This window comes from Paenibacillus sp. FSL H7-0716, assembly GCF_038002705.1.
In the GTDB taxonomy this organism is placed as follows: Bacteria; Bacillota; Bacilli; order Paenibacillales; family Paenibacillaceae; genus Paenibacillus_AQ; species Paenibacillus_AQ odorifer.
This window is the reverse complement of sequence record NZ_JBBODA010000006.1, coordinates 72,032-97,853: the sequence shown is the minus strand read 5'-3', so window position 1 is coordinate 97,853 and position 25,822 is coordinate 72,032. Positions and strand designations below refer to the sequence as shown.

Here is a 25,822-nt window from a genome sequence, read left to right as displayed (position 1 = left end):
TCTTGAACATATGAGTGGATCGGTGAAAAAAGGATCGGTGAATTTGGTGGCAGACGTGCTCGTTATCGGAGGAGGTCCGGCAGGAACGTGGGCAGCCCTTACTGCATCAGCGAAGGGGGCCAAAGTAATCCTTGCAGATAAAGGGTACTGCGGTTCAAGTGGGGCAACGGCACCGTCGGGAACGGGGGTCTGGTATGTGAAGCCGGATGAGAAGCTCCGGAAAGAGGCAAAAGCAAGTCGTTATGCGCTTGGCGGTGAGCTGGCTGAATCTCGCTGGATGGACCGGGTGCTGGATCAAACCTATGCCAATATGAACAAGCTTGGTGTTTCCGGTTATCCATTCCCTGTAGATGAGCGGGGCAATCAATTCCGAAGAAGTCTGCAAGGACCGGAATATATGAAATTAATGCGTAGGCTGGTGAAAAAGGCAGGCGTCAAAATTCTAGATCACAGCCCAGCCCTGGAACTCCTGGCAGATGAGCATGGCGTAGCTGGAGCGGCTGGAGTTCATACCCAGAGTGGAGAAACCTGGACTGTTCAGGCAGGAGCAGTCGTCATTGCTACCGGAGGCTGCGCCTTTCTAAGCAAGGCACTTGGCTGCAACGTGTTGACCGGAGATGGCTATCTCTTCGCTGCTGAGGCTGGGGCGAATCTGTCCGGCATGGAATTCTCCAATGCCTATGCGATCTGCCCTACGTTCTCTTCGGTGACCAAGACGGCGTATTACAGCTATGCCAGCTTTTATTATGAGGATGGAAGCATTGTGGAGGGAGCCGGTTCCAAGAAAGGCCGTTCTGTAATTGCCCGGAATCTGTTGGCAGGTAATCAGGTGTACGCCAAGCTGGATGGGGCACCAGAGGATTTAAGACCGCTGCTGCGGGTAGCGCAGACGAACTTTTTCCTTCCATTTGACCGCCAGGGAATTGATCCGTTCAAGGATGCGTTTCCGGTTACTTTGCGGCTCGAAGGCACGGTTCGGGGGACGGGTGGCATTCATATTACAGATGAAAGCTGCGGCACAGGTGTTCCCGGACTTTACGCGGCAGGAGATGCGGCTACCCGCGAGCTGATTTGCGGAGGTTTTACTGGCGGAGGCAGCCATAATGCGGCGTGGGCGATGTCTTCAGGTTCTTTTGCTGGTGAAGGAGCTGCTGTCTATGCACAGAGTCTGGGGTCGCACGCTGCGCAGCGTAGTCCAGTCGGCTTATCATCATCACCACTGGTGCATCAGGAAGTGAAGCCGGGTGTGGCAGCCCAAACGGCAGAGTATGTGTCTGCTGTGCAAGCTGAGGTGAAGCCGTATGATATCAATTTGTTCCGGACAGAACAAGGGCTGACTTCTGCACTAGATCGTCTGGATGGATTGTGGAAAGAGCAACGAAGCCGAGAAATTCAGCGTACGCCAGAAGGGGTCAAGGCACGGGAAGCCGAAGCCATGACCGCAACAGCCCGCTGGATGTACAATTCTGCACTTGCTCGTACAGAGACGAGAGGCATGCATAAGCGTGAGGATTTCAAGGCTACAGATCATGGCCAGCATCACCGCTTGATCAGTGGCGGATTAGATCAGGTATGGGTGAAGACGGAAGCCGTGGCTAAGGAGGGTGTTCTATCGTGATTGAGGTGATCAGCGCTGCCAGATGTGTAGAGTGCAACCAATGTGTATCTGTCTGCCCGACTAATGTTTTCGAACGGGTAGAGGATGGCATTCCTGTTATTGCCCGGCAGAGCGATTGCCAGACTTGCTTTATGTGTGAGCTGTATTGTCCTGTCGATGCTCTCTACGTTGCACCAGACTCTGAGAATATTATTGGTGTGACAGAAGCGGAACTTCAGGAGCAGGGACTACTTGGCGGTTATCGTGAAAAAGTAGGCTGGGGTAAGGGCAGGCAGCCGGTGGCAAGCCATGACTTTATGTATAAATTGGCGTCGAGGGCAGGGTTCTGAGCTTGATCAAGATTTAAATAAATAGCATAAACCTAGGGGGAGAAACAATGAAACAAGCGTACAAAGAGATTCAAGGGAAACGTTCTAGGAAGATTCGGTTTGCACTTTTAACTACAATTATGATGGCCATGCTGGTGCTTCAGGCTTGCGGAAATAATACGGGCGGCAATGGAGCGTCTGCCTCCGGGGGATCAAATACGGAGAAGGCGGGAGAAGAGGCCACGAGCAATGTTCCAGCGGTATTGAACTTTGGGTTTATCGGTTCCAACAAATTGAATGTGCCCGGCGGTGCAGAGGGTTGGGGCTTTTATAAAGGGATTATTCAAGAAGAGTTGAAGAAATACGGCATTACTGAAGTGAAGCTTACTGGCTTTCCAAACGGTCCGGATCAGACAGAATCCTTGATTAGTGGTCGGCTGGATATCGGCAGTCTTGGAGATACACCTGCTATTATTGCCTACGCTTCTGGGGCCAAGACCCGTCTGATTTCACAATCTTCCGCGAACACGATTGGTTATTTGATCGGCAAGAAGGATGGTCCCAAGACAGTTAAAGATCTGCAAGGTAAAACTATCGCGATTCAAAAAGGATCCTTCATGCACCGTTATGTAGTTGGATTACTACAGGAAGAAGGCGTGACCGACTACAAACTCGTGCATATGCTCATTCCTGATGCTACCGCAGCTTTAGCCCGTGGAGATGTAGATGCTACAACAAATCTAGGTGTTCCTGCACTGAAGCTGATTGACCAGGGCTATACTCACTTGGATGATGCCTCGAAGCACCCGAACCTGCTTGGTTCTAGTGCAACAGTTGTGTCTGAGGATTATCTGGCGAAGTTCCCTGATTTTCCGAAGGTATGGAACGAAGCTAGAGAGAAAGCCTTGGCAGACTTGAAGCAGCATGAAGATGAATATTATCAATTTTTGGCTGAAATCGGAGATACAACGCCTGAGCTGGCGAAGCAAGTGAATCCGATTAGTGATATCAAGGATACTGCGTTCACTGATGAAGGAACAAAGCTGTTGGAAGGTACCAAAAACTTCCTCGTCGAAGAGAAGTTAGCGAAAAAAGACTTCAATATTAGCGATTGGCAGCTGAAATAAAGTTGCTTAAAGGCTGCTTTAATTGAACTTAAGATTCTTTTATAAAGGTAATTGAGTGACTGCGGTGAATGTTTGGACTTTCGGCCACCTCTCCGCCACTCCTCCCTTTAGTGATTTTTAAGTTCAACTAGCTCAGCTAATGGTGTAGGAGGAAAAAAATATGTCGCAGCTTAAGAAGGAAATGACAGTGGATGTCCTCGTGCTTGGCGGAGGTCCTGCTGGGGCGTGGTCGGCATGGAGTGCAGCCTCGCAAGGTGCAAAGGTAGTCCTGGCGGATAAGGGCTACTTGGGCACAAGTGGCGCAACTGCACCGGGTGGAACAACGTTGCTCGTTATCCCTCCCATTGCCGAGCTGCGGGAGCAGGCAGTGCAGGCCAGACTTAAGTCCGGCGGATACTTATCGGAGAATGCTTGGATTCACCGGGTGCTGGATCAGGTAGAGCAGAACCTGGCTCAAGTGGAGCAGTGGGGGTATCCGTTTCCGAAAGATGAAGAAGGAAACTCACTGCGTACCCATCTCCATGGACCAGAATATATGCGGATTATGCGAAAAGTTGTGCGCAAAGCAGGGGTCACAATTCTTGATCAGTCACCAGCGCTGGAACTTCTTCACGATGAACACGGTGTTGGTGGAGCGCGTGGGATCAACCGCCTGACAGGAGAGTCTTGGGAGGTGAAGGCAAATGCCGTTGTGATGGCTACCGGAGGCTGTGCTTTTCTCAGCAAAGGCCTTGGTTGCAACGTCCTGACAGGGGAAGGATTGTTGATGTCCGCAGAGGTGGGAGCTGATCTTTCGGGCATGGAATTCAGCCGCCAATACGCCCCAAGCTTTGCGGACGGAACCGTAACACGTGGACGCATGCTGGCTTGGGCCACCCTTTATGATGCGGACGGTCATCCGTTGCATAGAGGGGACCGGACCTTTGGCAGCATTCCTGAGCTGATGCTGAAGGGTCCGGTTTACGCTTCGCTGGATCTGGCAGACACCGCGGAGAAACAGGATTTTCTGCGCAAAGCGCATCCGATTTTCTTTATGCCGCTGGAGCGGGCGGGAATTGATGCGTTTAAGCAGAAATTCCCGCTCACCCTGCGCTATGAGGGCACTATGCGCGGCACTGGGGGTCTGCGCTTGAGCGGCACGGATTGCCAGACGACCGTGCCCGGACTCTATGCGGCCGGAGATGCCGCATCTCGCGAGAAAGTGACCGGCGCCATCTCCGGCGGCGGGGCTTACAACGCTTCCTGGGCCATGTGCAGCGGAAGCTGGGCTGGACAGGGAGCCGCGCAGCATGCGCTGTCCTGCCGAGGACAGGCGAACAGCCGCAAGCTGACCGCAGCGGGACGCTACGGGCTGGCGGCTGGCGCCGATGCCTCGGAAACGCTGGAGGTGAAGCCGCTAATCGCGGCAATCCAGCGTGAAATCTTGCCGCTGCAGATCAATTATTTCCGCAGCGAGCCGGGTATTTCTTCAGCCTTGAAGCGGCTGAATGCCTTGATGCCCTATTTGAACGGGCAGGCTCCTGCCAGCGTTCAGGGCATCGTGCAATCGCGTGAAGCCGCGGCTATGCTCGCGGTCGGCAGGTGGATGTACACCGCGGCACTCGCCCGGAAAGAGACCCGCGGACTGCAAAAGCTAGCGGAATATCCGGAGCTTGATCCGCGCCAGACTCACCGGCTGATCTTATCCGGTATTCAACATATAAGCGTCAGTACAGAGGCTGTGCCCCATGCTCATGAACTGAATGCGCTGAAGGAGGGGCAAGCGATTTGATCGAATTAATCAGCTTGGAGCGTTGTGTTGGTTGTAAGCTGTGTACGAAAGTATGTCCGACGAACGTATTCGAAATGCAGGGGAAGATTCCGGTCATTGCCCGTCAGGAAGATTGCCAGACCTGTTTCATGTGTGAAGCTTATTGTCCTGTAGATGCTTTATACGTGGCACCACAGGCGGATCTGCTGATCGGTGTAAATGAGGAGGCGCTGATTCAGTCAGGTGTGTTGGGGAGCTGGCGTGCTGAAATCGGCTGGGGACCAGGTGCGAATGGTTCGATGGCGGAGAGGGACACGACTCCTTATTTTGAAGTGTTTACCGAGCAGTACCGTACATGATTAAGCAGAGGCTTAAACCCAAAAAATCCGCCCGAAAGCTGGGCGGATTTTTCATATATTAGAAACTTACAGCAGGGCTTCGATAGCTGGTTCAATATCCAGCGGGTCCACCGTAGATTCGAATCTAGTGACAACGTTGCCTTCGCGATCAATCAGGAATTTAGTGAAGTTCCATTTGATTTCGTCATTGTTCAGAGCCTCTGGATCTTTGTCTTCAAGCATGCTTTGCAGCAGCTTTCCTGAAGAATGGTTGATATCGAACCCTTCAAATCCAGCCTGTTCTGTAAGGTAGGTGAAAAGAGGGTGTTTAGCTTCGCCTTTTACGTCAACCTTTTCAAAGAGTGGGAAGGTTACCCCGTAATTGATTTGGCAAAATACATTAACCTCTTCATTGCTGCCGGGTTCTTGCTCTCCAAATTGATTGGAAGGAAAGCCGAGAATTTGGAGGCCGCGTTCCTCGTACCGTTCATAGAGCTTTTGCAGATCTGAATATTGGTGGGTAAATCCGCACTTACTTGCTGTATTCACTATCAGTAGCACTTTACCTTTGTATTGCTCTAGCTCGATATCTTTTCCCCGAATACTGCGTGCTGAATATTGATAAATGCTCATGGCTGCTACATCCCTTCAGTTATCTATGCTTTTTGAAAAAGAACAGGAAATATTTATAATAATTAAATTGTAAACAATTAAATTATCGCTGTCAAACAATACAGCTTGAAGGAATTGGAACCGTAATTGCCAGGTTGGAATAGGATAGATAATGGGTATGGATCAGTCAAACAAATTTATTGCGTTAAAGCTACTCTGCGTTCCATTATTATCTTGCATCGGGAACGTTTTTTGATTAAGATAGCAGAAACCAGCGCAAAAGCCGCGCTGACATAGATAAGGACTATGACGAAGAGAGTAAGCATTATAGCGGATCTTAACAGGGAAGGCGTGCCGGAGACTGAGAGCACCCTCATGAGACGATTAATGCCGAAGTTCACTTCCGAGTCGGCCCCTGAAGTAGTTTGTCACAGGTTGTGGCAGGTATGAGTAGGGAGGCCCGCGCCCCGCGTTACCGGGTGAAAGACAGAATTAATTCTTAGTCAGGGGAACATGAGATTCTATTCCTTTGTGCTAGTATTCGGGTTAATTCTAAATAAGGGTGGTACCACGGCTCCTCGTCCCTTGCGACGGGGGGCCTTTTTGCGTTCCAAATTATAACAAAAAGAGGGAGTGGAAGGGTAATGAGTAACGTGGAATTGGATGTTCTTAGAGGTCGTCTGGATGAAATTAATGGGCAATTGCTGGAGCTGATCTCCGAGCGGGCTAAGATTGTTCAGGAGATTGGAGTAGTTAAAGAAAAACAAGGTGTCCCTAAATTTGATCCAGAACGGGAAAAACAGATGCTGGATAAGCTCGTAGCGAGCAACAAAGGCCCTTTCACTAACGGGACGATCCGTAGCCTCTTCAAACAAATTTTCTCAGCTTCTCTGGACTTACAAACAGATGATCATAAAAAAACTTTACTGGTAGCCCGCAAGAGCCACAAAGAGGATACAGTGATTGTTCTGCCGGGAGATGTAACGGTTGGCGGTGCTTCTTCACTGATGGTAGCCGGTCCTTGCTCCGTGGAAAGTGAACTGCAGACTCGCACCGTAGCTGCCGCCCTGCAAAAAGCCGGAGTACGTGTAATGCGTGGCGGTGCCTTCAAGCCTCGGACTTCACCTTATGATTTCCAAGGGCTGGGAATGGACGGTTTAAGAATATTACGAGAAGCAGCAAATGAATATGGACTGCTGACCATCAGCGAAATTGTAGATCCAAGACATATTGAAGAGTCCCTTGATTATGTGGATATCATCCAGATCGGTGCACGTAATATGCATAATTTCGAGCTGTTAAAAGCGGTCGGAGAAGTCGACAAGCCGGTGCTGCTGAAACGTGGATTGGCTGCCACACTCGATGAATTCATCCATGCAGCGGAATACATCATGTCTCGTGGAAACACACAGATCATGCTGATTGAACGTGGAATTCGTACCTATGAAAAAGCGACCCGCAACACGCTTGATATCTCAGCAGTGCCCATTCTCAAACAGGAATGTCATTTGCCAGTACTGGTTGATGTAACTCACTCGACAGGCCGCAAAGACATCCTTATTCCATGTGCGAAAGCCGCACTCGCAGCTGGAGCTGACGGCATTATGGTGGAGGTGCATCCTGATCCTGCAACCGCATTGTCTGATGCCGCTCAGCAGCTGAACATTGATGAATTCAACACCTTCTTTAATGAAGTGAAGGCTTCCGGATTGTACCGGTAATCTAGAAATATAGAATTTGCATGATATTTTAAGGATTTGCTAGAAAATGAGGTGTATAAGCGCTTACAAGTCTAACTAATCTTTTTGTGAAGGTGAAGGCGGGTCGAGTACAATAAGCAACATTAGCGTTGCACCGGCCCCGGGTCTTTTCTGACAAAAGATCTACACATTTTAATAGTCACAGGAGGAAACTAGATTTTGAAGCAGCTTACCTTAAATAATGGGTGGTTTTCTAACACTCGAACCGATATTTTATCGGGGATGACCGTAGCCGTTGCGCTGATTCCTGAAGCGATCGCTTTTTCGATCCTGGCGGGAGTAAGTCCGATGGTTGGTTTATATGCCTCTTTTTGCATTGCGATTGTAACGGCACTTGCCGGAGGCAGACCCGGAATGATCTCGGCGGCTACGGGAGCTATGGCTCTGTTAGTCGGAAGCCTCGTACTAGAACACGGAATAGAGTATCTGTTCGCGGCAACTGTACTGGCTGGTGTGTTTCAGATATTGATGGGGATGCTAAAGCTGGGGCGGTTTATCACCTTTTTGCCACAGCCGGTCATGACAGGGTTTGTCAACGCGCTGGCGATACTGATTTTTATGGCACAGCTTACCCATTTTAAAGGACAAGGCTGGGTGATGTACGGACTGGTAGCTCTGACCTTGCTTATTATCTACACGGTTCCTCGGTTTACCAAAGCCGTACCTTCAGCACTTGTAGCGATTGTTATCGTTTCTGTTCTTAGCATCGCTCTTCATCTGGACGTAAGAACCGTAGGCGATATGGGGAATATTACAGCAACTTTGCCACTATTTCATCTTCCGCAAATCCCGTTCACGCTGGATACGCTGCTTATTATTTTGCCATATTCACTCTCACTGGCTGTAGTTGGGCTATTGGAATCACTGATGACTGCCACCTTAATAGACGATATTACGGGCACAGGTAGTGATAAGAACAGAGAGGCGAAGGGACAGGGGCTTGCGAATGTAGTCACTGGTTTTTTCGGAGGGATGGCAGGTTGTGCGATGATCGGTCAGTCAATGGTTAACATGAAGTCTGGAGGACGCACGCGTCTGTCTACGTTTGTGTCAGGGATCTTTTTATTGTTCCTAATTATCGTACTTGGCGATGTGGTGAAGCAGATCCCGATGGGCGCGCTCGTCGGGGTAATGATAATGGTCTGTATCAGCACCTTTGAATGGGGCTCACTCAAAACTTTAACCCGTGTTCCGCTAAGCGATGCGCTGGTTATGATTGTGACGGTGGTCACTGTGGTGGTTACGGACAACCTTTCTATTGGGGTTTTGTTTGGGGTTCTGCTAAGTGCTTTAACGTTTGCTTGGAAAATAGCTTCGATCCGCCTAACTGTTCAGGAAGCGACCTCTTCCAAAACATATGCGGTTTCCGGCCAGCTGTTCTTCGGCACGACAAGCCACTTCATTCATGAATTCGCCTACGATAGCGATCCGGATCATATTATTATCGATTTTTCACACTCCCATGTGTGGGACCAGTCCGCAGTCCATGCCATAGCGAAGACGATGAGTAAATACGCCGAGCATGGCAAAAAAGTCACCATTACTGGACTTAACGACCAGAGCTCACAGCTGGTTCAGCGGGTGGGATTATCATTACAGTAGGATATACAAAAAAATAACAGATACCCTCAAAAAAGATTGCGCTGTATGCGTGATCTTTTTTTTATAGCAGATATTAACTGAAAGAAAAGGCCAGCAAGGTTTTACTTTGGGTTTAAAATAATATAAAGTATAAAGTAGATAATGTTTATCCGCTTTATACGCGGACGGTATTATCTACAGTTTGTATCAAACTATTTACGTAAATCGAGGTGCTATACATGCATATGAAAACAGGGGTAGAGCAGTCGGTATATGCACTGGTTCTACTCAACATGCTGCCGGATAAGGCGGTGTTGTCTGGGGAAGCGATTAGCCAGCAGCTCGGAGCATCGGCGACCTATTTTCAAAAACTGTTAAGAAAGCTGGTAACTGCAGACATCATCACGTCTGTTCCCGGCATTAAAGGCGGTTTTAAATTAAAGAAAAGCCCTGAAGATATTCGTGTATATGACGTTTACCTCGCGGTGGAAGGCCAGCAGTCGCTGTATTCATCGAATGGTATTCTGGTAGACATGTTGGATTTAGAAAAAGAAGACAGCTGCTGCCTGCTATCGAATCTGATGGAAGAAGCTGAATCCTCTTGGAAAGCCGTGTTAAAGCGGGAGACTATTGCTTCGTTGTCGGAGGAAATGCGTGGTGAACGCTTTAAAGATAAGATTGCAGCCTTAGAGGAATGGGTCAGTAATAAAATGGTCATCTGACCAAAGAAGGGATGTATTCGCATGAGATTAAGCATATTGGATCAGGCACCCGTGACAAGCGGCAACACTGCGGAAGGTGCCTTGAACAAAGCAGAAGAACTGGCTATTTTAGCAGATGAGCTGGGATATAGCAGAATGTGGATGGCAGAGCATCATGGCGGAAATACATTTGCTAGCTCAGCTCCGGAAGTAACGGCTGCCCGTTTAGCCGCCAAGACCAACCGTATTCGAATCGGCACCGGCGGTGTAATGATGATGCATTATTCTCCGCTTAAGCTGGCTGAAGTATTTAAAACGTTAAGTGCTTTTTCCCCGGGGAGAATTGATTTTGGTGTGGGACGAGCTCCTGGTGGCGATACAAGCGCCATGTACGCTTTATCTGAAGGCCGCGAGTTAATGCTGCATAATATGTATGACAAGCTTGGCATTACCATGCAGCTGCTTAGTGATCAGATTCCGGAAGATGAGCTATATGCCAAAAATCTCGCTGCTCCAACGAAAGTGGCGCTCCCTGAAGTATGGTTGTTAGGCTCGAGCGGCAATAGTGCGCGAAAAGCTGCACAAATGGGAGTCGGATACTCCTTCGCACAATTTTTTAATGGTGCGATGAGTAATGAGATTTTGGACCATTACCGGAATAACTACCAGCCTTCTATCTTTATGGACAAACCAGAGATCAGTGTATCTTATATGGTGACCACAGCAGAAACAAAGGAAGAAGCTGAGTATGAAGCATTACCGCAGGATATTTTTCGGTTGATGATGAGTAAGGGCCGGATTACTCAGGTGCTGACACCAGAAGAAGCTCAGAACATTTCGTTATCGGAAATTGACCGGATGTCAATCAAGGAAGGGCGCAAGATTCATTTGGTTGGTGCGGTTAAAGACATCGCCGTACGTTTGCAAGAAGAACAAGCACAATATGGATTCCAAGAAGCAATGATATGCAGCATCCCACATTCGCAGGAGAAACGGCTAGAGGTTTACCGACTACTGGCGCGTGAACTGCTAGGCTCTTGATTCTGGATAGCTAACCTTAACCCGCATTTGATGCGGGTTTTTTGTATGCTAATTTAGCTTTTGGATCGGCGCATCCCCTCAAAAGACAATAAATTAACCCTACCGCCTCCTAAAAGTAACATTTGAATGCCTAACTTCATCTATGATTAATGAAAGATTTAATTTTAAAAAGAGGATAGGAAGTGATCAAGGATGTTTCCTCTACATAAATCCGTTACGCTGACAGCCTTGTTTCTAATGAATCTGCTGGCAGGTTGCCAACATCAGGTGGACCCATCCTCCCTTCAATCGGCTAACGACTACCACACCTCAAGACCGAAGCCAACGGACACCGCTGCAAATCTCATTAAGCTAGAGTGGAAGCTGGTGGATACAATCCCCGTAGTCTCTCAACTAATTGCTCCACCTACAGGCGCTACTTTGATTACAGAGAAGAAGCTGGAAGATTTCGGAGGAGTCAAAGTGAGTGTGTATACGATGCCTAGTGACGAAGACTATGTGTATGCCAGAACTTCTACTTCCAAAGGGCAATACAGTCTAGGGGCGATAGGAACTTATAATTATCGTCAACCGGAGGATATCAAGGTAGAAGTAGTGCGGCTGTTTAGCGAAAAGGTGTTGAAAATCACTGGAGGACTAGGAGCAAATAACTCGCTCAGTAACTATTATTTAATCGACGAGAGCGGTAACCCCTCGGGTTTGCTGCAAATTGATACCGGACATTCCAGAGAGCTGGATGTTGATCAGGATGGATCTTTTGAGGGTGTAGCCGCACATGGAAATCCGATGAGTGCCTACATTTACCGCTGGAATGTTGATCACGCTGAGATAACTTTCGTTAATGATGCTTTAAAGGCGGACTCCGTGGTGCTAACGGATGAAGGAATATATGAAGCTTCTAATATCGGGGACAAGCAGAGCAAAAAATTCCGGTTGACCGTAGAAGGACTGATCCCAGAGCGGTAACGCCATGACCACTGCTGTTGAAATATTTCCTGCGACCATTTACCCTAAACCTCCGTATAGACGGTTAAGCTTGAATGATTATCCATAATCTAGGAGGGGTATTGGATGAATATGCAAATGAATCCGAAATTGAAACAGCTGCGTCCGGGGAAAATAGTCAGCGGTATTGCAGCGGTGCTCATTGTATTGTTGATCGGCGCGAACTCTTTTGTATCTGTGGAATATGGGCATGTAGGTTTATACAAAACCTTTGGTAAATTAAATGACAATACATTGTCACCCGGCATTCATTTTAAAATCCCTTTTATTCAGACAGTGATTCAGGTCAATACACAGGTAACGAAGGCGGAGACCGATACTTCAGCCTCTTCAAAGGATCTTCAGCCTGTGTCCACACATGTGGCGGTGAACTATTCCGTAAATAAGGCTTCGGCCTTTAATCTGATGAACAATATCGGAGGTAATTTTGATAGTGTAATTATCAATCCGGCTATTCAAGAAATCGTTAAAGAAGTGACAGCCAAATATCCAGCAGAGGATTTGATTACGCGTCGTGATGTGGTGTCGAGTGAGATTAGTGAGCACTTAACCGCTAGGCTGGCAAAATATGACCTGATCGTCAACGATATTAACATCGTTAACTTTAAATTCTCGGAGGCGTTTAACCAGTCGATTGAAGCAAAGCAGGTTGCCCAGCAGCAGGCGCTGAAGGCGGAAAATGATCTCCGGCGGATTGAAATTGAAGCGAAGCAAAAAATCGCCCAGGCGCAAGCAGAGGCCGAATCTTTAAGACTTAAGAAGCAAGAGGTTACACCTGAGCTGGTGCAGCTGAAGCAAATTGAGGTTCAGGAGAAAGCACTGGAAAAATGGAACGGCGTGCTGCCATCTGTAACAGGGGGAGCCACACCTTTTGTGGATGTTCAATCCCTGACTAAATAATTCATTACTGGCTTTCTGATTAATTTCACAATTTGCTGTTCTGTGATTGAGATCGTAGCTGTCTATTTTACCTTATATAATTCCGGGTTTGGCAATAAGGACAGCCCATAGTTTATTAGCATCTGATCCTCTGATAGGAAAGCCCTACTTCTATAGAAGTAGGGCTTTTATGCTATTAATATTGATAAAGCATCGTAGGGATTTGCCAGCCAGCGCCAACTGACCAAAAGAAGACATAATCGCCACGTTTGATTCGTCCGTCCTCGACTCCGCGTTGAAAAGCGATAAAAGGACTGCTTGTGGCTGTGTAGCCGAACTCGTCGCCTACATAGATGAACTTTTCTGCGGTGAGCCCAAGTCCGATTTGGATGAGCTCGATATTTTTCAGTGAGAATTGTGAAAGGCAGAATGCTGAGATATCATCCGTAGTCAGACCGTTGCGTGAGAGAAGCTCCTTCATATCCGCTATAGCCGCGTCCACACACACTGTACCGTCAAAAGGGGTCCAACGTATCCGAATCTGCTCTGGGGTCATACCCTCTTGATAAATATTCGACAGGCCGCAGGCCGGGAACATAATATTCTCGGAGCCCTCAGAATCGGTGTAATAAAGGGAATCTATGAAGCCTGCATGCTCGTTGCTGCGCTCCAGAATCACTGCTGCTGCGGCGTCCCCAAAGTTAGGGTAAGTAATTTCATCATCTGTATTGCAGTTCACTGAGCTGTAGTCGCTTCCTACGACGAGTGCGTACCTGATGCTGGGATTGGCTTGCATATAACGACTTGTCTGCTCCACGGCGGAGACCATTCCTGCGCAGTTAGCATTGGAATCCTGCGTAATGGTCCGGTGTTTACCTTGAAGCATACGGTGTAGGAGAAGTGCATTGGTAGGATAGGTGTACTCTGGTGTCTGTGAAGCGAACATGATCATGTCCATATCCTCACCTTGCAAATTCGCTTCGCTAAGCACTTTTTGGGCAGCCTTTAATCCCATCGTCAGAGCATTTTCACCCTGTTCTTTTACGATGTATCTCCGGTCGCGACCCATGACTTCTAGGAATCGTTTGATGTCCTTGCCCATACTCTGAAAATGCTTCAGATAATATTCGTTATCTACGATATGCTCTGGGTGGTAATAAGCAGCTTGGCGAATCGCTATATGTCCCAAATGGCGCCTCCTATGCTTCAATAATTTCGTAATTTTCTAATTTCGTTGCCCGTGCCACTCGGCTTAACTGCATTTTTAGGACAGGGCTTTTGGCAATAATAAAGGTTACTTTTTTAAATCCGGATTGTTTATACAGTATGTAGCATTGCTCAAGCATGGGAAGTGTGTCCTTTGAGGATACATTCAATGTCTTGCAATCTAGGATAATCTCATATTGTTTGGGGTCGAATGCACTTATGATTTGGTTGTACTCATTAATGAAACGTCCTGCATCTTCTGGCGACATAGTTCCTTCGACTTGTACATTCAGTTTTTGATCTGCAGCATTTGTGGCGAAATTGAAGTTTCCCATTTTTGATTAATCTCCTCCTAAGTTTTATCTAAGAAAAATTTTGATGAATAGGATAAAAAAACCTATTTATCTAAGACTATTATCGTATTTTTAATTGGGAAAGTTTAGGGGATTAAACCTTTATTTTTTTTAAAAGATAATTTAGGGAATGATAAACTACTTAAAATCCATAAAATCTGCACAAATTAAGGTTTGAGGTAGGCATGCCCACCCTGTTTGCTTTGCAAAGCACAGTTCTATTGGTATGATTACAGAGATGAAAAAAACTACTATCCAAATCATGGAGGAATAATAAAAATGAGCGAAATTACACTATCGGGGATCATTGATCATACACTGCTTAAAGCAGATGCACGGAAAGAAGACATTATTAAATTGGCGGAGGAAGCTAAAACTTATAAGTTTGCTTCTGTTTGCGTAAACCCTGCTTGGGTAGCTACTGCCCATGAAGTGCTGAAAGATACGCCTGAGGTTAAAGTATGTACAGTAATCGGCTTCCCGCTGGGATCATCCACAACAGAGAGCAAAGCATTCGAGACTACCGATGCTATCGATAAAGGTGCAGGCGAGGTGGATATGGTCATCAATATCGGAGCATTAAAAGATGGCAACGATGAGCTGGTTAAACGTGATATTGCAGCTGTTGTAGATGCAGCGCGCGGCAAAGCCCTGACAAAAGTCATCATTGAGGCTTGTCTGTTAACGGAAGAAGAAAAAGTTCGTGCCTGCAAGCTATCTGTTGAGGCCGGAGCAGATTACGTAAAAACATCCACTGGATTCTCTACAGGCGGGGCAACGAAAGAAGATATCGCGCTTATGCGTGCTACAGTTGGACCTAATATCGGTGTAAAAGCTTCCGGTGGTGTACGTAGTGCAGAAGATGCACATGTAATGGTACAAGCAGGTGCAAGCCGTATTGGAACTAGTGGTGGTGTAGCGATTGCTAAAGGCGAAACAAGCCAAAGCAATTACTAAGCCGAAGGGCTGAATCGGAAGCGGCGAGTGAGGAGGACAAGCTCATTCGCCGCTGTCCTGATTCAAGCTATTAACGGATCAATTTGATTAGCGATTGTGTTTTATACATAAGGTTGAGGTTTTTATTAATTTATATTGAAAGCGTTATCCAGTAGGTAGAGGGCACTAGCAGAAGCATTTGACCAAAGTATAATAATTCACACCGGAATAATGAGATTTTTTTCTTTTCAAATGACGTGGTTTGTGAGAGAATGGGTACAATTCAAAATTGTTAATCATTTCTATACTTAATTATAGGGGAGGAAATACCTATGTCAGAAGATCGCAAGCTGTCGTTTGAAACTTTGGCTGTCCATGCAGGCCAGGAAATTGATCCAACTACTTTCTCACGTGCTGTACCGCTTTATCAGACCACTTCCTACGGGTTCCGTGATGCTGATCATGCAGCGGATCTGTTCGCGCTTAAAGAATTCGGTAATATTTATACTCGGCTGATGAACCCAACTACGGATGTATTTGAACAGCGTGTGGCAGCACTTGAGGGCGGTGCGGGTGCGCTTGCTACAGCTTCCGGTGCAGCGGCTATTTCCTTTTCCATTTTAAATATTGCGGGCGCTGGGGATGAAATTGTATCTGCGGCAAGCCTATATGGCGGAACTTATAATCTATTCTCGACAACACTGCCTAAGCTTGGTATTAAGGTGCATTTCGTAGATTCGGATAATCCTGAGAACTTCCGTGCTGCGATTACAGATAAGACCAAAGCCTTGTATGCAGAAACAATCGGCAACCCGCAGGGAAATGTTCTGGATATTGCGGCAGTTGCAGCGATCGCCCATGAACATGGGATTCCTCTCATCGTAGACAACACGTTCCCAAGTCCATATTTATTGCGTCCGATTGAGCATGGCGCGGACATTGTTGTCCATTCGGCAACCAAATTCATCGGTGGACATGGTACATCCATTGGCGGGATTATTGTTGACGGCGGTAAATTTGATTGGAAGGCAAGCGGTAAATTCCCAGGTCTTACGGAGCCAGATCCAAGCTATCATGGAGTGGTGTATACGGAAGCAGTGGGCCCGATTGCTTATATTATTAAAGCCCGCGTTCAATTACTTCGCGATTTAGGGGCGGCGATTTCTCCGTTCAACTCTTGGATGCTGCTGCAAGGTCTGGAGACTCTTCATTTGCGGATGGAACGTCATAGCCAAAATGCGCTGAAGGTAGCGCAATATTTGGAGGCACATTCAGATGTGGAATGGGTAAGTTATTCGGGACTTCCTACGCATCCATCTCATGAATTAGCGCAAAAGTATTTGCCTAAAGGTCAAGGTGCGATCCTTACTTTTGGTATTAAGGGTGGAAGTGCTGCGGGACGTAAGCTGATTGAGAATGTGAAGCTGTTCTCTCATTTAGCGAATGTTGGGGATTCCAAGTCATTGATCATCCACCCAGCGAGCACAACCCATGCACAGCTGTCGGATGAAGAGCAAATCACAGCCGGAGTAACGCCGGAATTGCTGCGTTTGTCGATCGGGACGGAGTCCATTGATGATATTATCTATGATCTGGAGCAAGCAATTGCTGCCAGTCAACAATAGAAGTTTATATTTCGAAAAGCATTACTGCTCTGCGGTAATGCTTTTTTGTTGCCTAAAAAAGTTGGAATATTCATCAGATTTGGCAACGCTTGCATATTTCAGGTGTGGCTCCCGTATTTATAAGTGAGGTAGGTAAATGAAATGTCGGTCGCTTATGTTATATAGCTTGGCATACCGGCAGCAATCCAAAGATAAAGGGTGGGTGCGAGGATGAAGGGTGAACGTCAGCAGGATGGTTTGCGGAGTAGTGAAGAGCGCCCGTTCAAGTTCATGTATAAGGCTGGTGATCGGACTGTGGGAATGGAAATGAGCCAAGCTGGATCCGTAGCCTCCGCTGCCGCAGAATTTATCGCTGGAGTAGAGCAGAGGGATGTCATTGAGCCTTTGAAGCGGTCTTATTTTAAGCGGCCGGGGGAACCATCGACATTCCTAGTGCTGCGTGAAGGAAGAGAAGAACGTCTTGCTGGACGGGAAGGAACAAGGACTGTTCAAGCGGGCCCGTGTTTGATACGGAGTGAGGAATGGCTGCTGGAACCAGAGCTGTTCTGTCTTTATGAGAATTGGTTATCTAGCGAGGATGAACTGCAAACAGCGCGTATTCTGCAGCGAATCTCTTATCGTCTGCGCGCAGCTGTTGCTGAGCTGCTTGAATCGCCGGATGGCGAATGGGCAGCGGTCACCCTGCTGCATCCAGAGTCACTTGCGGTGGCGCAGCCCGCCAAGCTTGCCGCGCTTCAGGACGCTCAGCTCGAAGCGCTGTTCGCTGCGGTGGCGGAGAGCCAGCGGCAAGGCGGCGATTGCCGCCTTGACCTGCTGGTCGCCTACACCGCAAGCGCAGCCGAATTCGCCGCAAAGCGCGAATTCATCGAAGACGTGGCCGATCAGACACTCGGCCACGCTTATGCGGCGGCATGCCGCATCGGAGCGCTGATCGCGCCCGATGTGGAGCCTGCCGCCGCTGCGGAAATCGCGCGTATCGCCGATTTCCTAGTGCTGGACGGCGCGGCGGGCGAACACGCGCCGGAAGAGACCGCCGCAGAGGGCTTCGCCCTGGCGGCGGGGGAGATCTTTGCCGCCGTGACGAGCGTGAAGCCGGCGGCGGTGGTACTTGCCGCGGGGACACCGGCGGCGTCGGCTTTGGCCGATCTGTATCAGATCGGGCTCAGCGGGATCTTTTGCAGCGCCGGTCAGCGGACCGAAGCGCTGCTGAGAGCGGCCTGCCTGATCTGGATCGCCAGGCAGCGTGAAACGCTGGATACTGCCGCCGGGGGAAGGCAGTAAGCTTTTTCTGCTGAACGATACGGTGCTGTTCATATAAGAATCGTAAAAAGACTTCAGAGCAGCGATTATCCGGTTATCGGAGAATCGTTGCTTTGTTTTTTTGGTCGTTAGCTGCCTGCTTCAACAGCGTATATATAACCCATTACTCAATCACTATACTCAACCTCCGTGCTCAATACTGTACTCAACCTACGTACTTAAACTAATCTGTATTCATGCTTTGTATTTAAACGCCGTGCTCCTACCTGTGCTCAACCTCAGCGCTTAAACTAATCTTCACTCATGCTTTGCATTTAAACGCCGTACTTCCACCCTGTGCCCAAACACTGCACTCAACTCCGCACTCAACTCCGCACTTAAACTAATCGTGCACCTCTGCACTTAAACTAATCAACACTCAAACTCGGCACTAACCTCGCACTCCTCAACTCCCGATGCTTAAGGACCCAGATGACGCTATTTGCCTGATTTTAGCTTTTTAAGCATGGTTTCGGACACGAGAGACGCTATTCGTTAGGAAGAGGTACATATTTGGTGCTTTTCAGGTCAATAGCTGCAATGAGGTCCGTTAGATTACCAAATGTGTTTAAAACCAGCGATTAGGGTCAACTGAGTCCGATAGTAGCTACATACGCGAGCAACTTGCATCATACGTTCATCAATCTTGTCGTACTCATACTTTACGCTCAACCTCCAGACTCAACCTCCTGTACTCCCACCCTGTGCCCAAACTCCGCACTTGAACTAATCTGCACTCATGCTTTGGATTTAAACTCCGAACTCAACCTCTGAACTCATCCCCCGCACTCAAACTAATCAGCATCGAACCTCTGTACTATCATCAGGACCAACAAGAAAACATTAGTTTTGGAACATCCACATTTGTTTCCAGCTTCTTCTCACATTTTACATAAACAGGATATTGACAGTGGAGGCTCGAATTTTATTAGCATCTTGCTGAATAGGGGTGCTGTAGATGTCTACAAATTTTAGAGTTGGCCTGCAAAAGGTCGTAGATCATTCTTACGATATTGAGATTGGGGAAGGTCTTTTTAGCACTCTGATCGAGGATTTGAAACGTGGAATTGTCGAGAATGTAAGCAAATTCGCGATTATTACAGATTCCAAAGTTGAAGCCCTGTATGGGCAAGCCTTGCTGGAACAACTGCTTCAGAATGATTTTCAAGCGGAGTTATTTTCTTTCCCTGCTGGAGAGAAGTCTAAAACCCGAGAAACGAAGGCACAGCTGGAGGACCGGCTATTAAGCCGTTCTTATGGACGGGATTGCTGCATCCTTGCCATTGGAGGTGGAGCGGTAACGGATATGGCAGGTTTTTTGGCTGGAACATTTGGTCGGGGAGTGCCAAGTTTGAACTATGCAACTACCCTTTTAGCAGCAGCGGATGCTTCTATTGGTGGCAAAACGGGCGTGAATACACCAGTTGCAACCAATCTAATTGGTGTTTTTCATCAGCCGAAAAAGGTCTACATCGACTTAGCCACATGGAGAACGCTTCCGGTACGTGAGCTTCGCAGTGGTTTGGCTGAAACAATCAAACATGCCTGCATCGCGGATGCTGAATTTTTTGAGTTTCTTGAACAGAATATGGAGCGAGTTGTTTCCTCAGAAGGCAATCTTGTATTAGATAGAGAGGTTTGCGAACAGATTGCTTTTCATAATTGTGAGATCAAGTACAGTGTGGTGGAAAAGGATGAATTGGAGAGCAACTTGCGCCAAATTCTAAATCTGGGGCATACTGCCGGCCGGGCGTTAGAGGCTTTAAGTGGTTATGAATTATTACATGGTGAAGCTATTGCGATTGGACTCGCGGTTCAGGTGCAGCTGGCAGAGCAGTTGGGGTATGTATCGGCTGACCAAACTCAGCGTGTAATTGCTTTGTTGAAGAAGGCGGGACTTCCGACTGAAATACCAGCAACCATTACAAATAGAATGCTGATTGATAAGATGTATACGGATAAAAAGGTTCGCAAAGGGCGTATACGGTTTGTGTTCCAAGCCGGAATTGGAGCGATGAAGTCTTTTGAAGGTGGAGCTTATTCGACGCCAGTCGAAGAGCAAGTCCTATCCGAGCTTTTAAATAAAATACGCAGCTAAGAGAGGAAAACGCTATTTTAAATTTATGATGAATAGCCCAGAAGGTAGGGTTTACTTTTTCGTTCAAGGTGGTATTATTAAAATATAAGTTGCACTAAGGAAATATAGTTGTACTATTGCAACAATGATTATCATTCTCACTACTCATAGTTATCATTCATGCTGTCCCGGCTAAGCCGGGGCAGCATGTGTCATTTTAGGGGTCTTAAGAATGGCTCTCATTATCATTTAGACAAAACAAAACGTATGCTTCCGAAGCAAGTTTTGTTGCGAAGAGAAATCAATGAAGTAGTCCTACACAAACTTTCAGGATGGTGATTATTATGCAAGCAACATCAAAACATTTACCCCAGCAAACCTCAATCTCCGGCAGTATGAAGAAACCAGGCGCTCCAAAACGCCGGTTCGATCTGAGAGCCATGCTCAGCAACTCCGAGATGCAGGCTGCGCTTGGCAGCGGAGTGCTTATGCTTTTTGCTTGGGCTATGGGCAGCTGGTCAGAAGTTTTTTCTGTAGTACTTTATGTTATTTCGTATACCATTGGTGGCTGGAACAAAGCCAAAGAAGGCGTTGAGACGCTCGTCAAAGAACGTGATCTCGATGTGAACCTGCTGATGATTGCGGCCGCACTAGGCGCAGCTACCATTGGGTACTGGAATGAAGGTGCTATGCTCATCTTTATTTTTGCGCTTAGTGGAGCTTTAGAGAGTTATACGATGGAACGGAGTAAGAAGGATATTTCCTCACTTATGGCCTTGAAACCTGCCACAGCCATGCGGATTGAAAAAGGAAGCATGAACGAGGTAGCTATTGATCAGTTAGTAATCGGAGATCTGTTGCTTGTACGTCCAGGGGATCTTATTCCTGCAGATGGTAAGGTGTACAGAGGAGAATCGGCAGTAGATCAGGCTTCCATTACAGGAGAGTCAGTGCCTGTTGAAAAATGCGCCGGCAGCGAAGTATTCGCAGGTACGGTCAATGGAGAAGGTCCACTTTATATTGAAGTAACGAAATCAGCAGAGAACACACTTTTTTCAAAGATCATTAAGATGGTAGAAGAAGCAGAGACGGATGTTCCAAACTCACAGCGATTCATTAAAAGACTGGAAGCCATCTATGCACGGGTAGTCGTTGCCTCGACTGTGGCTCTTATTTTCCTTCCACCCTTTTTGCTGGACTGGAGCTGGAGCGCAACCTTTTATAAAGCGATGGTTTTTCTTGTAGTAGCCTCGCCTTGTGCGTTGGTCTCATCGATTATGCCTGCGATGCTGTCGGCCATTTCCAAAAGTGCGCGAAAAGGGATTTTATTTAAAGGCGGGGTCCACCTCGAAAATATGGCTCGGACCTCGGTTGTAGCTTTTGATAAGACAGGGACCCTTACAGAGGGAACTCCGCAGGTGACTGACTTTATTGCAGGTGAAGGCTACAACCGGGAAGAATTACTGGCGATTAGCGCATCCATTGAGCATATGTCCCGCCATCCATTGGCGGAAGCCATTGTGCGTAAAGCTGAGGAAGAATATCTGGAGCTGCGGGGGGTGCAGGAAAGTAAAACCATCACTGGCTGGGGAATTGAAGGTCAAGTTGACGGGCATCTCTGGAAAATTGGAAAGTCCAATTTACTGGATGAGCTGACTTCGTCTGCGATGGACTCTGAGCTAGCATTCTGGAGAACTAAACGGCAGCAGTTGGCGGAAGAGGGGAAGACAGTCTCCATTATTTTGGACGGTGAGCATATCGCAGGTATGATTGCATTGCAGGATACAGTTCGCCCACAAGCAGAAGCCGCAGTGCGGAAGCTGCAGGAGCTGGGGATTAAAGTGGCTATGCTTACGGGTGACCGGGAAGCTACAGCAAAAGTTATTGCGGCTTCAACCGGAGTAGATCTGGTATTTGCCGACCTTTTACCAGAGGATAAAGTAAAGCATATTAAGGCGCTGCGTGAAGAGCACGGTAATGTTGTGATGGTGGGTGACGGTGTGAATGATGCGCCTGCTCTGGCTACAGCGACTGTTGGCATGGGTATGGGCATGAAAGGCAGTGGTGCAGCGCTTGAGATCGCCGATGTAGTGCTTATGAATGATAATATTGAAGAGATCGCCTCGACCATTTCATTGGCACGGCGCTCACAGCGTATTGTGAAGCAAAATATGATTTTTGCTGTAACAGTAATCGCGGTTCTGATGATCAGTAACTTTGTGCAGGGCATCGCCCTTCCTTTTGGCGTGATCGGTCATGAAGGCAGTACGATATTGGTTATTCTTAATGGGCTGCGATTGTTGCGGTAAGAGGTCAGAGATGTTATTGCACATTATTTATTGCCAAAAATTAAATTGTTCACAAATGATTTTTTCCTGAGGGAGTCTGGCTTATTGACATTTTTGCTTTCAGTTAGCATAATTAAGACTACATTATAATTATTTTAAATAAGAAGCGACGTCACTGCCGTCTAACTCAAGGAGGATATAGATATGTATAAATCAATAATTGTTGGAACCGGACCGGCGGGGTTGACTGCTGCTATCTACTTGGCTCGTGCCAATTTGAACCCACTAGTAATCGAAGGACCTCAGCCTGGCGGACAATTGACCACCACTACAGAAGTGGAGAATTTCCCGGGATTTCCTGATGGAATTATGGGTCCAGACTTAATGGATAATATGCGTAAACAGGCTGAACGTTTTGGTGCGGAATTCCGTACGGGTTGGGTGAACAGTGTAGAACTTGGAGAGCGTCCTTTTAAGCTTAATGTTGAAGGTTTGGGTGTTCTTACGACGGATACCTTGATCATTTCCACTGGCGCTACGGCAAAATACCTCGGTATCCCAGGCGAACAGGATAATGTGGGACGCGGTGTGAGCACCTGTGCTACCTGTGATGGATTCTTCTTCCGTAATAAAGAGATCGTGGTTGTTGGCGGTGGAGATTCTGCGCTTGAGGAAGCGGGTTTCTTGACTCGTTTTGCTTCCAAAGTAACGCTGGTACACCGTCGTGAAGAGCTACGTGCTTCCAAGATCATGCAGGATCGCGTTCGCGATAATGTTAAAGTAGCTTGGAGCCTGAATCGTACTCCTTTGGAAGTAACTTCTGGAGACAAAGGCGTGAGTGGACTAAAAGTGCTGAACAATGAGACCGGACAAGAAGAAATCATTGAAGCAAGCGGAGTGTTTGTGGCGATTGGCCACCATCCTAACACTGCATTTTTGGGTGGACAAATCACAACTAATACTGAAGGTTATATCATGACTAACCCAGGTACTTCTGAAACTAATATCCCAGGCGTATTCGCTTGTGGTGATGTGCAGGATACCCGTTATAGACAAGCAATTACGGCAGCAGGCAGTGGATGTATGGCAGCTATGGATGCTGAGAAATACATTGAAAGTCTGGAACATAGCGCGGTTATTCTATAATTTGGTTTAGCAAACTCCCAGTGCTACAATAGATAACATAACTGTAATCTTCCATAGGAGGTCTAATGATGGAAAATGTAATTGTATATACATCAACAAATTGTCCACATTGCCGTCAGGTGAAGAGCTTTTTGAGTGAAAAAGGCGTAGCCTATGAAGAACGTAACATCGAGCAGAATGATGATTACGCGCAGCAGGTTTGGGATATGGGAATGAGAGCTGTTCCTGTAACTGTCATTGGTGAGCACAAAATTGTGGGGATGAATATCACTCAGTTCGACAAAGCATTGGCGACTGTTTAATCAAATATAGTTCTGTGAGGAAATTGCAAAAGGTCGCTTCCATTTTGGAGGTGATCTTTTTGTAGTCTAAGTATACAAAAATAGCCTGACGCTAATATGCGCAGGCTATTTTTTATGATGTAAATCGCAAAGTTCAATTTAAGCTTGAGTGAAAGAGGTAATGATCTGAAATAGGACGTATACAGCAACACCGCTGCCGATCAGAATGAATCCTGATTTCTTTTTGGCTTGAAAAAAACGGAGCACACCGAGACTGATCAAAGGGGCAATAATGAGCAGAAAAAGCAACACAGTGATGAACATCTGTGCCGAGATATCAGACGTATCAACATAGGTCATGGACTCGCTCTCCATTTCAAAAAAGGGGTTGTAGTGATAAATGTCACACTAACTTATCCTTTATTATATAGGATTTAAGTTGCTTTTACTGCACTTTTGATCCACCTAAATGCGGCAATTTTACGTCAATTCTATCCGCTCTTGAATTTCACTTGTGAAACTGTCCCGCAAAACGTTGTTCACTAGACTACCTTAAACGGTCACCCGAATATCACCTAGAAAATGCATAACCGCAGAGAACCCCGCGCCTATCATGGTTCCCCGGCTGCCCAGCTTGGAGAAGGTAATCTCGAGCTGCTGCTTATGATAAGGAAGCGTACGCTCCGCTACAACCCGGCGAAGGGGCTTACCTAACCAGGCTTCTGCTTCGGATAAGGCGCCACCGATGACAATCAGCTCTGGATTAAAGCTATTGATTAGATTCGTTACTCCGATGCCGAGATATTCACCCATAGATGAGAAGTGGCGCAAGGCGTCTTCTTGTCCAGCGGCTGCATAACGGACCAGTTCTTGTGTGGTATGAGCAGGGAGGGAGAACTCTGAATGGTCATAGGTTTTTTCCGAGGCATATAGCTCCCAACAACCACGGCTCCCACAGCTGCACGGCTTGCCTTGGGCTTCGATCGTCATATGTCCGGTTTCGCCGGCATATCCTCGTGCACCTTTGTACAGCTCTCCGCCAATAATAATACCAGATCCGATCCCTGAACCCGCACTGATATAGAGCAGATGTCTAACATCTTTTGCCGCCCCAAAGTTCAGTTCACCTTGTGCACCTGCGTTAGCTTCGTTATCAATAGTGACTGGAACCGCGAATTCCGCCTCCAAAATACCCCGCAGGTCAACCATTTCCCAGCCAAGGTTGGGAGCAAAAAGAACAACCCCGTTCTCATCCACCATCCCGGGGACACCTACTCCGATGCCGACGATACCGTATGGGGATTCAGGTGCTTTATCAATCAAGTCTGAAATTGTTTTTTTCATCCGTTCCAGAACATAAGGCAACGCATGATTGTCCAGGGAGAAATCGCTTTCGAAAAGAATGCCACCACTTAAATCACATAAGACGGCTGTCAGCTGCTTCACTCGCAGCTCTATGCCGATTACGCTGCCAGCCATGCTATTAAAATGCAGCATTAGCGGTTTACGGCCGCCACTGGATTGACCTGGTCCAACTTCAGTCACTAATTCTTGAGCGCATAGCTCTGCCACCAGATTGGATACGGTAGCTTTATTCAGTCCGGTCATCTCTGAAACCTTGGCGCGCGAGAGCGGAGAGTTCCTTCGAATAGTATGTAGTACGATCGATTTATTGATTTTTTTGACCAGCGCCTGATCTCCGGTAACCTTCACGAATCACACATCCTTTTTAGCATAGTTCCCTTTTGTTGTATGCCACTTAGTCTAGAGTGATGTGCTGGAAATTGCAATACATCGGCAGAAAAGAGAAAAACTAAGTTTGTTGGATTTTTTGAATATTAAACGGATAGGCAAGGGAGACTTAAAGAGGCGGAAATTTTATAAAAAAACT

Annotated in this window: 23 protein-coding genes; 18 read left to right on the top strand and 5 right to left on the bottom strand. The window is 47.2% G+C overall.

All coding sequences use genetic code 11. The features are described from left to right. Nucleotides 1-10 precede the first annotated feature (10 nt). The 5 genes from MHH60_RS10145 to MHH60_RS10125 all read left to right on the top strand — a co-directional run bounded on the left by MHH60_RS10145 (nucleotide 11) and on the right by MHH60_RS10125 (nucleotide 5,162). Nucleotides 11-1,618, top strand: a complete 1,608-nt coding sequence (locus MHH60_RS10145) for an FAD-dependent oxidoreductase (protein WP_076137029.1) — start codon at nucleotides 11-13, stop codon at nucleotides 1,616-1,618. Continuing rightward, nucleotides 1,615-1,947 carry a 4Fe-4S dicluster domain-containing protein gene (locus MHH60_RS10140; protein WP_036680289.1) on the top strand — a complete coding sequence of 111 codons (333 nt, stop codon included), beginning with the start codon at nucleotides 1,615-1,617 and terminating at the stop codon, nucleotides 1,945-1,947. The genes MHH60_RS10145 and MHH60_RS10140 overlap by 4 nt, the downstream gene beginning before the upstream one ends. Nucleotides 1,948-1,994: 47 nt before the next feature. Beyond that, nucleotides 1,995-3,053 (top strand): ABC transporter substrate-binding protein, encoded by a 1,059-nt coding sequence (locus MHH60_RS10135; protein ID WP_076137027.1) that lies wholly within the window; start codon nucleotides 1,995-1,997, stop codon nucleotides 3,051-3,053. Nucleotides 3,054-3,213: 160 nt separating this feature from the next. Then, a complete protein-coding gene (locus MHH60_RS10130) occupies nucleotides 3,214-4,824 on the top strand; it encodes an FAD-dependent oxidoreductase (RefSeq protein ID WP_076137025.1) in 1,611 nt (536 codons plus the stop codon). Continuing rightward, complete coding sequence (locus MHH60_RS10125) at nucleotides 4,821-5,162, top strand: 4Fe-4S binding protein (RefSeq protein ID WP_076137023.1); 342 nt, start codon at nucleotides 4,821-4,823, stop codon at nucleotides 5,160-5,162. Before MHH60_RS10130 ends, MHH60_RS10125 begins: the two co-directional genes overlap by 4 nt. Nucleotides 5,163-5,228: 66 nt before the next feature. On the opposite strand, the gene MHH60_RS10120 is transcribed toward MHH60_RS10125, so the two are convergent. Beyond that, nucleotides 5,229-5,774 (bottom strand): glutathione peroxidase, encoded by a 546-nt coding sequence (locus MHH60_RS10120; protein ID WP_038573366.1) that lies wholly within the window; start codon nucleotides 5,772-5,774, stop codon nucleotides 5,229-5,231. A 623-nt stretch (nucleotides 5,775-6,397) separates the two neighbouring features. Between MHH60_RS10120 and MHH60_RS10115 the strand changes: the two genes are divergently transcribed. The 6 genes from MHH60_RS10115 to MHH60_RS10090 all read left to right on the top strand — a co-directional run bounded on the left by MHH60_RS10115 (nucleotide 6,398) and on the right by MHH60_RS10090 (nucleotide 12,741). Then, nucleotides 6,398-7,474: a bifunctional 3-deoxy-7-phosphoheptulonate synthase/chorismate mutase gene (locus tag MHH60_RS10115; RefSeq protein ID WP_036680279.1), complete on the top strand. Its 1,077-nt coding sequence runs from the start codon at nucleotides 6,398-6,400 to the stop codon at nucleotides 7,472-7,474. 195 nt (nucleotides 7,475-7,669) lie between these two features. Next, nucleotides 7,670-9,115 carry a SulP family inorganic anion transporter gene (locus MHH60_RS10110; RefSeq protein WP_076137021.1) on the top strand — a complete coding sequence of 482 codons (1,446 nt, stop codon included), beginning with the start codon at nucleotides 7,670-7,672 and terminating at the stop codon, nucleotides 9,113-9,115. Between the two features lie 218 nt (nucleotides 9,116-9,333). Next, nucleotides 9,334-9,816: an RrF2 family transcriptional regulator gene (locus tag MHH60_RS10105; protein WP_076137019.1), complete on the top strand. Its 483-nt coding sequence runs from the start codon at nucleotides 9,334-9,336 to the stop codon at nucleotides 9,814-9,816. Nucleotides 9,817-9,837: 21 nt separating this feature from the next. Then, the gene (locus tag MHH60_RS10100; RefSeq protein ID WP_076128737.1) at nucleotides 9,838-10,836 is read left to right on the top strand and encodes an LLM class flavin-dependent oxidoreductase; all 999 of its coding nucleotides are present in this window, start codon (nucleotides 9,838-9,840) and stop codon (nucleotides 10,834-10,836) included. A 192-nt stretch (nucleotides 10,837-11,028) separates the two neighbouring features. Next, nucleotides 11,029-11,802: a hypothetical protein gene (locus tag MHH60_RS10095; protein ID WP_076137017.1), complete on the top strand. Its 774-nt coding sequence runs from the start codon at nucleotides 11,029-11,031 to the stop codon at nucleotides 11,800-11,802. Nucleotides 11,803-11,907: 105 nt separating this feature from the next. Further along, nucleotides 11,908-12,741, top strand: coding sequence for a prohibitin family protein (locus tag MHH60_RS10090; protein WP_036680268.1), 834 nt, complete (start codon nucleotides 11,908-11,910; stop codon nucleotides 12,739-12,741). Nucleotides 12,742-12,916: 175 nt separating this feature from the next. Here MHH60_RS10090 and MHH60_RS10085 read toward each other — a convergent pair whose 3' ends face one another. Together MHH60_RS10085 and MHH60_RS10080 are read right to left on the bottom strand one after the other, a co-directional pair. Then, nucleotides 12,917-13,909, bottom strand: a complete 993-nt coding sequence (locus tag MHH60_RS10085; RefSeq protein ID WP_076137015.1) for a ketoacyl-ACP synthase III — start codon at nucleotides 13,907-13,909, stop codon at nucleotides 12,917-12,919. A gap of 10 nt (nucleotides 13,910-13,919) precedes the next feature. Beyond that, nucleotides 13,920-14,261, bottom strand: coding sequence for a hypothetical protein (locus MHH60_RS10080; RefSeq protein ID WP_076099934.1), 342 nt, complete (start codon nucleotides 14,259-14,261; stop codon nucleotides 13,920-13,922). A 297-nt stretch (nucleotides 14,262-14,558) separates the two neighbouring features. Between MHH60_RS10080 and deoC the strand changes: the two genes are divergently transcribed. The 7 genes from deoC (at nucleotide 14,559) to MHH60_RS10045 (ending at nucleotide 23,952) form a co-directional block, all read left to right on the top strand. Further along, complete coding sequence (gene deoC, locus MHH60_RS10075; RefSeq protein WP_076137013.1) at nucleotides 14,559-15,236, top strand: deoxyribose-phosphate aldolase; 678 nt, start codon at nucleotides 14,559-14,561, stop codon at nucleotides 15,234-15,236. 311 nt (nucleotides 15,237-15,547) lie between these two features. After that, nucleotides 15,548-16,840 (top strand): homocysteine synthase, encoded by a 1,293-nt coding sequence (locus tag MHH60_RS10070; RefSeq protein ID WP_036680260.1) that lies wholly within the window; start codon nucleotides 15,548-15,550, stop codon nucleotides 16,838-16,840. A 210-nt stretch (nucleotides 16,841-17,050) separates the two neighbouring features. Then, the gene (locus tag MHH60_RS10065) at nucleotides 17,051-18,121 is read left to right on the top strand and encodes a hypothetical protein (protein WP_076137011.1); all 1,071 of its coding nucleotides are present in this window, start codon (nucleotides 17,051-17,053) and stop codon (nucleotides 18,119-18,121) included. A 976-nt stretch (nucleotides 18,122-19,097) separates the two neighbouring features. Then, complete coding sequence (gene aroB / locus MHH60_RS10060) at nucleotides 19,098-20,237, top strand: 3-dehydroquinate synthase (protein WP_076137009.1); 1,140 nt, start codon at nucleotides 19,098-19,100, stop codon at nucleotides 20,235-20,237. Nucleotides 20,238-20,560: 323 nt separating this feature from the next. Beyond that, nucleotides 20,561-22,525 carry a heavy metal translocating P-type ATPase gene (locus tag MHH60_RS10055; RefSeq protein WP_081389080.1) on the top strand — a complete coding sequence of 655 codons (1,965 nt, stop codon included), beginning with the start codon at nucleotides 20,561-20,563 and terminating at the stop codon, nucleotides 22,523-22,525. Nucleotides 22,526-22,708: 183 nt separating this feature from the next. Continuing rightward, the gene (gene trxB / locus MHH60_RS10050) at nucleotides 22,709-23,650 is read left to right on the top strand and encodes a thioredoxin-disulfide reductase (RefSeq protein ID WP_076128718.1); all 942 of its coding nucleotides are present in this window, start codon (nucleotides 22,709-22,711) and stop codon (nucleotides 23,648-23,650) included. A 68-nt stretch (nucleotides 23,651-23,718) separates the two neighbouring features. Next, complete coding sequence (locus tag MHH60_RS10045; protein WP_076137007.1) at nucleotides 23,719-23,952, top strand: glutaredoxin family protein; 234 nt, start codon at nucleotides 23,719-23,721, stop codon at nucleotides 23,950-23,952. 138 nt (nucleotides 23,953-24,090) lie between these two features. Here MHH60_RS10045 and MHH60_RS10040 read toward each other — a convergent pair whose 3' ends face one another. Beyond that, entirely contained in the window at nucleotides 24,091-24,291 is a 201-nt protein-coding gene (locus MHH60_RS10040) for a hypothetical protein (protein ID WP_036680251.1), read from the bottom strand. Nucleotides 24,292-24,483: 192 nt separating this feature from the next. Beyond that, entirely contained in the window at nucleotides 24,484-25,644 is a 1,161-nt protein-coding gene (locus MHH60_RS10035; protein WP_076137005.1) for an ROK family transcriptional regulator, read from the bottom strand. Nucleotides 25,645-25,822: the final 178 nt, after the last annotated feature.

Coding starts and splice junctions, on each gene's coding strand:
- MHH60_RS10145 (WP_076137029.1), top strand. CDS start 11: ATGAGTGGATCGGTGAAAAAAGGATCGGTGAATTTGGTGGCAGACGTG.
- MHH60_RS10135 (WP_076137027.1), top strand. CDS start 1,995: ATGAAACAAGCGTACAAAGAGATTCAAGGGAAACGTTCTAGGAAGATT.
- MHH60_RS10130 (WP_076137025.1), top strand. CDS start 3,214: ATGTCGCAGCTTAAGAAGGAAATGACAGTGGATGTCCTCGTGCTTGGC.
- MHH60_RS10120 (WP_038573366.1), bottom strand. CDS start 5,774: ATGAGCATTTATCAATATTCAGCACGCAGTATTCGGGGAAAAGATATC.
- MHH60_RS10115 (WP_036680279.1), top strand. CDS start 6,398: ATGAGTAACGTGGAATTGGATGTTCTTAGAGGTCGTCTGGATGAAATT.
- MHH60_RS10105 (WP_076137019.1), top strand. CDS start 9,334: ATGCATATGAAAACAGGGGTAGAGCAGTCGGTATATGCACTGGTTCTA.
- MHH60_RS10100 (WP_076128737.1), top strand. CDS start 9,838: ATGAGATTAAGCATATTGGATCAGGCACCCGTGACAAGCGGCAACACT.
- MHH60_RS10095 (WP_076137017.1), top strand. CDS start 11,029: ATGTTTCCTCTACATAAATCCGTTACGCTGACAGCCTTGTTTCTAATG.
- MHH60_RS10090 (WP_036680268.1), top strand. CDS start 11,908: ATGAATATGCAAATGAATCCGAAATTGAAACAGCTGCGTCCGGGGAAA.
- MHH60_RS10080 (WP_076099934.1), bottom strand. CDS start 14,261: ATGGGAAACTTCAATTTCGCCACAAATGCTGCAGATCAAAAACTGAAT.
- deoC (WP_076137013.1), top strand. CDS start 14,559: ATGAGCGAAATTACACTATCGGGGATCATTGATCATACACTGCTTAAA.
- MHH60_RS10070 (WP_036680260.1), top strand. CDS start 15,548: ATGTCAGAAGATCGCAAGCTGTCGTTTGAAACTTTGGCTGTCCATGCA.
- MHH60_RS10065 (WP_076137011.1), top strand. CDS start 17,051: ATGAAGGGTGAACGTCAGCAGGATGGTTTGCGGAGTAGTGAAGAGCGC.
- aroB (WP_076137009.1), top strand. CDS start 19,098: ATGTCTACAAATTTTAGAGTTGGCCTGCAAAAGGTCGTAGATCATTCT.
- MHH60_RS10055 (WP_081389080.1), top strand. CDS start 20,561: ATGCAAGCAACATCAAAACATTTACCCCAGCAAACCTCAATCTCCGGC.
- trxB (WP_076128718.1), top strand. CDS start 22,709: ATGTATAAATCAATAATTGTTGGAACCGGACCGGCGGGGTTGACTGCT.
- MHH60_RS10045 (WP_076137007.1), top strand. CDS start 23,719: ATGGAAAATGTAATTGTATATACATCAACAAATTGTCCACATTGCCGT.
- MHH60_RS10040 (WP_036680251.1), bottom strand. CDS start 24,291: ATGACCTATGTTGATACGTCTGATATCTCGGCACAGATGTTCATCACT.